The 6,978-nt window shown below is 68.9% G+C and carries 7 protein-coding genes and 1 pseudogene; 4 read left to right on the forward strand and 4 right to left on the reverse strand.

The annotated features are described in order from the left end of the window. The first annotated feature begins 244 nt into the window (after positions 1 to 244). The gene (locus tag E1292_RS31690; protein WP_132599549.1) at positions 245 to 613 is read left to right on the forward strand and encodes a nuclear transport factor 2 family protein; all 369 of its coding nucleotides are present in this window, start codon (positions 245 to 247) and stop codon (positions 611 to 613) included. A 45-nt stretch (positions 614 to 658) separates the two neighbouring features. On the opposite strand, the gene E1292_RS31695 is transcribed toward E1292_RS31690, so the two are convergent. From E1292_RS31695 to E1292_RS31710, 4 genes are all read right to left on the reverse strand, one after another. Further along, a complete protein-coding gene (locus E1292_RS31695) occupies positions 659 to 1,144 on the reverse strand; it encodes a hypothetical protein (protein WP_132599551.1) in 486 nt (161 codons plus the stop codon). Between the two features lie 189 nt (positions 1,145 to 1,333). After that, positions 1,334 to 2,452 carry a ThiF family adenylyltransferase gene (locus tag E1292_RS31700; RefSeq protein ID WP_132599553.1) on the reverse strand — a complete coding sequence of 373 codons (1,119 nt, stop codon included), beginning with the start codon at positions 2,450 to 2,452 and terminating at the stop codon, positions 1,334 to 1,336. A 643-nt stretch (positions 2,453 to 3,095) separates the two neighbouring features. Then, positions 3,096 to 3,932 carry a neutral zinc metallopeptidase gene (locus E1292_RS31705; protein ID WP_246090468.1) on the reverse strand — a complete coding sequence of 279 codons (837 nt, stop codon included), beginning with the start codon at positions 3,930 to 3,932 and terminating at the stop codon, positions 3,096 to 3,098. A gap of 205 nt (positions 3,933 to 4,137) precedes the next feature. Then, entirely contained in the window at positions 4,138 to 4,536 is a 399-nt protein-coding gene (locus E1292_RS31710; protein ID WP_220447153.1) for a DUF1905 domain-containing protein, read from the reverse strand. Positions 4,537 to 4,706: 170 nt separating this feature from the next. Here E1292_RS31710 and E1292_RS31715 point away from each other — a divergent pair, with 170 nt between their 5' ends. The 3 genes and pseudogenes from E1292_RS31715 to E1292_RS31725 all read left to right on the forward strand — a co-directional run. Then, a complete protein-coding gene (locus E1292_RS31715; RefSeq protein ID WP_132599557.1) occupies positions 4,707 to 6,008 on the forward strand; it encodes a molybdopterin-dependent oxidoreductase in 1,302 nt (433 codons plus the stop codon). Beyond that, positions 6,005 to 6,496 carry a hypothetical protein gene (locus E1292_RS31720; RefSeq protein ID WP_132599559.1) on the forward strand — a complete coding sequence of 164 codons (492 nt, stop codon included), beginning with the start codon at positions 6,005 to 6,007 and terminating at the stop codon, positions 6,494 to 6,496. The genes E1292_RS31715 and E1292_RS31720 overlap by 4 nt, the downstream gene beginning before the upstream one ends. 220 nt (positions 6,497 to 6,716) lie before the next feature. Beyond that, positions 6,717 to 6,978: pseudogene (locus E1292_RS31725) on the forward strand (alpha/beta hydrolase); the annotation flags it as partial.

Consider the following 6,978-nt stretch of genomic DNA (forward strand, 5'->3'; position numbering starts at 1 on the left):
ATGGACGCACTGTAAACCTGGACGCCCCGCTCCGGCGGTCCACTGGGTGAAGAAACGATTGCGAACTCTGCCCGCCCTCGATCCCTTACGACACCGGTGCCGAACGCACCTGACTTGCCGCTGCCGGACGTCGGTTGTCGGAGTGATGTCGACGATCCCCGGGTGGCTCCGACCACCTGCGAGGGAGCCGCCGGTTCGCACACCGGCGCGCCTCTGGACGGCAGCCCGATGCGAAGGAGCAGACATGTCACGGAATATCGAGACCGTCAACACCTACCTGGACGGTTTCCGCCAGAACGATCACGAGCAGATCCTGTCCTGCCTGACGGACGACATCGAGTGGACCGTCTTCGGCGCCTTCCACCTGACCGGCAAAGGCGCCTACGACCGGGCCATCGACGGCCCGCCCGACCTCGTCAACCCTCCTCACCTGGAGGTCGTGCGCATGGTCGAGCAGGGCGATGTCGTCATGGCGGAACTCACCGGGACGGTGCGGCGAGTCGCGGGCGGCGAGATGCGCATGTCCATGGCGGAGGTGTTCGTCCTGCGTGACGGCAGGATCGCCGAACGTCGTGCGTGGGTCGTCGAACTGAAGGAGAACGACTACCGCTGACCTGCGGCCGCGACGGGTCGAGGGCCGGTTCGCCGGGGCGGGCCCTCACCCTTCGGACAGGCACCGCTGCAGCAGCACGAACCCGGGCATGGTCTCCGCCGGACGGATGCCGACGTCGAAGATCTCCGGGTCCTCGAACACCGGCTCCCCGTTCGGACGGCGCACGTACGCGACCCGCCCGTAATCCACACCGTCGTCGCGGTCGAAGCTCATCCAGGTGATGGCCTCCTGCTCCCCTTCCAGCAGCGGGTGGGAGGAGACGGCCCGCACGGCGATCGTGCCCGGCGGCTTGAACAACCACACCTGCGGAACGCCCAGCACCCAGCGGACGACGTCGATCTCCTGCGCCTTCTCCGCCGCCCTGATCTCGAACGCCTCCGCGGTCACGGGATCGCGCAGGTAGTCGTACTCGCTCAGGACGAGCTTGGCCGTGCCCTCCATGGCGACGACGGCCGGGCACTCCCGGGCCACGATGTTCTGCTCCAAGCGCTCCACCGCCTCGAACAGCAGATGCGCGGTCGCCTCGTTCATGTCGCCTCCCACCCACCTCGTCCGCAGCGTGCTCCGCCACACCAGCGTTCCAGATACGGCCAGGTACAGGCGCACAACGCGCGGAAGCGAGGTGCCGCCAGAATCGGCGGGCCGGCAGGCGTACGCCCCTGCCGCCGACGATCGAGGCGGAGCCTCGAAGACGGTGGCCGTCCGGCGGCAGGATCGCGCTCAGGCGCCGAGCGGGGAGGGAGCTCCATCGCGTTCCTCTCCGCAGATCGGGCAGTCGGGTCGCCGCGGGATCGGGCGCGAACGGATCTCCAGCGGCCAGAAGTCCACCTCGCTCCACTTGCCGCTCAGCGCCGGCTCCAACCCCGTCAGCACCCGGATCGCCTCCCAGGCCAAAATCGTGCCGACCAGCCCGCACAACGCCCCGATGGCGCCCGCCTTCCGCCTCTTGCCGATCAACGACTCCATCCGGTGACGCCCGTGATCGGCGAAGGTCTCGGCCCGCACACACGCCCAGCAAGCCGTACTGCCCGGAAGGACCGTCGCGCCGAGCACCCCGATGTGATACGCGTAGCCGGTACCCAGGATGTGCGGCACATCCGGCCAGCAAGCCCCGCTGACCCAGCTCGCCGTATCGTTGGGCGTGGGCAGATCCATCGCGTTGATCACGATGCCCGCCCCGTCCACCACGTCAGCCAGATCGGCGGCCGACGTGACACGCCGCTCGAAGCTCTCCACTGTGACGAAGGGATTGGCCGCCCGCAGCCTGACGGCGGCCGCCTCCACCTTGGGCGCTCCCACATCGGCCACGGCGAACAGAGCCTGCCGGGTCAGATTGGACGACTCGACCCGGTCGAAGTCACACAGACGGATCGTACCGACACCCGCGTTCGCCAGGCAGAGCGCAACCCAGCCACCCAGCCCGCCGACACCGCACACCACCGCCGTCGAGCGATCGACACGCTCCTGCAACCGCACGCCGCAACGAACGTCGGCACGGCCCTGGTCACAGACATCCTGGAGCAGCCGTAATTGCCGATCGTAGAATTCGGCGCGCTCCTCGCCGAGCTTCGCAAAGGACGCCTCCAGGTCCCCGACATGACTCAGGAGCCTTTCCTCCGCGAGAATCCGCAACACCTCACCGAGCCCCTGCGCATCACCGACGGAACGTTCGATCTCGGCATACGTTCGAGTGCCGTCAAGAAGCTCAATCACGTGTTTCACGAAATCGTCGGCAGCGAACCTCTTCACAGTCCTGTCCGCCGTGCACAGGAAAAGCAGTTCCCGGCCCTGAGCCTGGACGATCACGCTTTCCCGCAGGCGGGGGCGCCACTCCGGCACGCACTCCTCCTGGACGGGTGAGGCTCGAAGGCCTCACCCGTGGCACTGTCAGTTTCCGGCGGAATTCGAGGCGGTCACCGCGCCCACACGCGGGTCGGCTCCTTCGAGCTCACCATGACCGGACGCCTCTCATTGTCGCCTCTTTTCGCCGATCGGATAGCCTGAGTGCATTCTGCCCAGCAGATGTTTGTTCTACACGGGAAAGTCAGCCAGTTCCCGAATCGCCTGGTCGAGATTGCCGGCGACGCCGCGTTAACGGCCTGACGTAAAGCTCGTCGGGGCCGTGGCCATGTCCGCCGACGGTGATCATCAAGGCGTCCGGACGGCCCGCCAGGTAGGGGTAGCCGACGCCGGCGAAACCGGTGGGCGCCACCTTGAGCCGCATGACCAGTAGGCCATTCCTCGGCTCTGACCGGGCCCGCCGCATGCTGCTGCTCCGGCCGCCGCTCGTGGTCGGTCCTTGGTCGACGACCGCTGTGACGTCGCGCGTCCCCGGCCGAGAAACGTGATGACCACAAGGGAAGGGCCGGGCCCGTGACGGGCCCGGCCCTTCCCTATGAGAACGTGATGGGCAGCTCGATCGACCTGGACGCGGTGCCGGCGTCAGCCGACCCGAGGCGCCATCACCAGGGGTGACGAGATTTCAGGTGGTGCTGCGCGCCGACGCGGCCCAGGTGTTGCACGATCCGGGAGCGCCGCTGTTGTAGCCGCGCGTCATCCAGGCAGCCTGCGTGGGCCCCCTGCCGTGGTCGTTCTGCGGCCAGGCCTTGGCGCCGTTCTTCCTGAACCAGTCGACCGTGTAGTCCCACTGCTGGTCCGAGAACTGCGATCCGTCTCGCAGCGTCGACATGAAGGCGCCGGAGAAGCATTCGGCCTGCAGTTCGGACCTGCGCGACAGCGCCAGGCGCTGGGACCTGCCGGCCGAGTTGCGGGCCGTCCAGTAGTAGCTCCAGATCTTCGAGGTCTGCTGCACGTGGTGGCCGTACTCGTGAGCCATGAGCCGCGCGATCCCCAGCGGGAACGGCTGGCGGAGCTGCTTCTTCGTGATCAGCATGTACATCGTACGGTTGGAGGAGCAGTAGTAGCCGTCGGCGCCGGTGCTCCACCTGCCGCAGGGCGTGTTCACCTTCCTGGTGATGATGCGCAGCCGCGGCTTGGAGAAAGGCAGCCGCGCCTTGCGGAACTGCGCGCCCCACGCCTTGTTCAGGCAGTTGGTCACGCGCGTCAGAAAACGTTTGTACGCGCTCGTGCTCCCGGACGGCAGCGCGCCGGGCGAGCAGTTCACGTCGGTGAGGCGGCCGGTCCGGTAGATCCGGTTCTTGGTGGCCAGCGCCTTGTTGGCGCTGGCACTCTGCGTGCTCACCGCGGCCCCCGCGAGCGGGTGCACCGCCTGCTGGGTCTGTTTGCCGGCTGCCACGGACGCCGTGGCCGCGTCAGCCAGGACGAACACCTGCGAGGTCACGGCCATCGTGAGGGCCACACCGGTGGATGCGAGCGCTGCGAATCTGTGAGAAACGTTCATAGGCTGCACAAGATTAGGTGAAGATCAGGCATATTGCGTCGCAATTGGCACAAATACCTTCATGAGGCGCCTGTGACAGCTGGGGAAGAACACGTCGTGGATCACCGTCGAGCGCCGCGCTCCGATCGCCGTCAGGGATCAGGCAGCCGGCCCAGCGGTCGCGTCAGACATCGACGGTCAGGCGAACGGTCACCAGGTCACCCACGCCGACCTTCTCGGCCTTGCGCACCGCCGCTTTCACCGGCACGAGGTAGCGCCCGTCCTGGGGGAACAGTGACGTCCTCCACCGGGTCTCCCGTATCCGAGCCGTAACCGGGATCATCCCCCAGCCATAACTCACCAGGGCGGCGGTCGACTCCAGATCGCGGCACTCGTCGTCGGGAACGGTGACGAAATGCCACGGCGCCGGCCCCTTCCAGAACCACATCTCGCCGCTGAACTCCAAGTCCATCGACACAGGATAGAAGCCGTCAGGCCGCGCGACCTCCTCCCCGTCGTCGCGGGGCTGCGCACGGACGATCACGTCATGGTCGTGTGGCGGATCCTCGCCGACGTCCCGCACGAGGTCCAGGCGGCGGGGCCGCGGGGCGGTCGCAGAATGGCGGGATGTTTACCGTCGTCGTCCGTTGAAGGCGGCATTTGCGGTAAGGACCTCAGCATCCGACCACGGCTTCGGGGGGATCAGTGCCGGATACGCCGCACGGGCGCGCCTCTGCGCGGAAAGCGTCCGCTGTGGAGAGTCGCCGGGCCGGGCGGCTGCGGGCGGGGAACGGGCCTCCCGGGCCGTTCCGGCCCGGCTTCTGGCGGAGCCCGCTGCGCGGTCCCTGGCTCACGTCGGTGTTCGGTCTCGTCCTGCTCGTCGGGCTCGCCATCGTCGCGGTCACCGGGTTGTTGTCGTACGCCGCCTACGAGCCCCGGCTGCCGGGAAACGACACGACGCCGGGCAAGGGTCTGCTGGGCTTCTATCTCTTCGACTGGCCCACGCACCCTGCCTGGCTGTACCGCGTCACCCAGGGCACCCACGTCATCCTGGGATTGACGCTGGTCCCGGTGCTCCTGGCCAAGTTGTGGTCGGTGATCCCCAAGCTGTTCGCGTGGCCGCCGGTGCGCTCGATCGCGCAGGCCGTCGACCGTGCCAGCCTGGTGCTGCTGGTCGGCGGCGCGGGGTTCCAGTTCGCCACCGGGATCCTCAACATCCAGCTCTTCTACGTCTTTCCCTTCTCCTTCTATCCGGCGCATCTGTACGGTGCGTGGATCTTCCTGGCGGCGCTGGCCGTACACGTCGCCGTGCGGCTGCCGCGGGCGATCCGCGCGGTGCGGTCCAGGGACCTGCGCCGCGAACTGCGTACGCGCCTGGCCGACACGCGCCCGGAACCGCCCGACCCCGACGGGCTGGTCCCGGCGGATCCGGCGCCGCCCACCATGTCCCGGCGCGGCGTGCTGGCGTTCGTCGGCGGGGGCTCGGTGCTGATGTTCGGCCTGTCGGTCGGCCAGACGCTGGACGGGCCGCTGCGCCGTACGGCCCTGTTGGCGCCGCACGGGCGCGAGTACGGGACGGGGCCCAACGACTTCCAGGTCAACAAGACGGCGGCGAGCCTCGGGGTCACCGCGGCGGAGGCAGGCGACGGGTGGCGGCTGGCGGTCGCAGGGGCGAGCCCGATCCACCTGTCCCGCGCGGACCTGCTGGCGATGCCGCTGCACACCTACGCGCTGCCGATCGCCTGCGTGGAGGGGTGGTCGACCGAGCAGGTCTGGACGGGTGTGCGGCTGGCGGACCTGGCCCGCCTGGCCGGCGTCCCGCCCGGCGCGGCGGAGGTCACGGCCAGATCTCTGCAACGTGTGGGCTATTTCGGCCAGGCCTCGCTCAGCGCCGGGCAGGTGGCCGACCCGCGTTCGCTGCTGGCGCTGCGGGTCAACGGCGCCGACCTGTCACTCGACCACGGGTTCCCCGCGCGGATCATCGTGCCGAACGCCCCGGGCGTGCACAACACCAAGTGGGTGCGCGAACTCGAGTTCCGCCGGGAGGGGCGGTGAACCGCCTCGGTCGCGGCGCGAGCCGGTGGGCCAGCGCCTACGGTGCCGGCCCGTGGCACCTTCTCGGGCTGGCGGCCTGCTTCGTGGTCGCCGGTTACGCCGCCACCCGGATGGTGGGGGCGGGCATCTGGATGGGGTTCGCCGTGTGGTTCGTCGGCGCCGTCGTCTTCCACGATCTGGTGTTGTGGCCGCTGTACTCGGCGGCCGACACCGCGATCCGATCCCTGTCGAGGCTTCCGTCGCGCCTCGGCCGGGCGCGGCCGGCGGTCGTCAATCACGTACGGGTGCCGGCCGGGCTGTCCTGCCTGCTGCTGCTGGTGTGGTTCCCGCTCATCCTGCGCGGTGCCGAGCGCAACTATCGGGGAGCGGTCGGGCTGAGCACCTCCCCCTACCTCGCGCGGTGGCTGGTGATCACCCTGGTGCTCTTCGGCGTCTCGGGCCTGCTCTACGCGGTGCGGCGCTGGGCCGGGGGACGGTCGGATCGTTGACCGGCCGCGCGATCGGTGATGGCGCGATGCTGCCGGGCCCACCCGGTTGACGGGGGGGCACCGCGTCCCGCACCGCCTCTCTGTCCCCCGTGCGAGCTACCGGCGAATGTCCACCGTGCGGGGACGCTTCGGATACCGCCCCATCCATAGCGTTGGGGCGTGGTTACGGCGCTCCGCCGCTTTCCCACCACACCACCCCCGTCAATCGCTGGAGGACCCCATGCCCCGCAAGATCAAGGCAACCGTTCTGGCCGCTCTGTGCAGCACCGTGATCGGCGCGGGAGTCGCCGGTTGCAGCGGCGACTCGCTGGAGAACTGGGACCCCTTCGCCGCCACGGAGCGGCAGGTCGAAGCCGACGTGATCTACGGGACGAAGAAGATCGATGTCGCGGGCCGGTCGGTGAACGTGTCCTGCTCGGGTGACGCGGCGGACGGTGAGCCGGTCATCGTGCTGATGCACGGTGGTGGCGACAAGCTGGACA

The organism is Nonomuraea deserti, assembly GCF_004348685.1.
GTDB lineage: Bacteria > Actinomycetota > Actinomycetes > Streptosporangiales > Streptosporangiaceae > Nonomuraea > Nonomuraea deserti.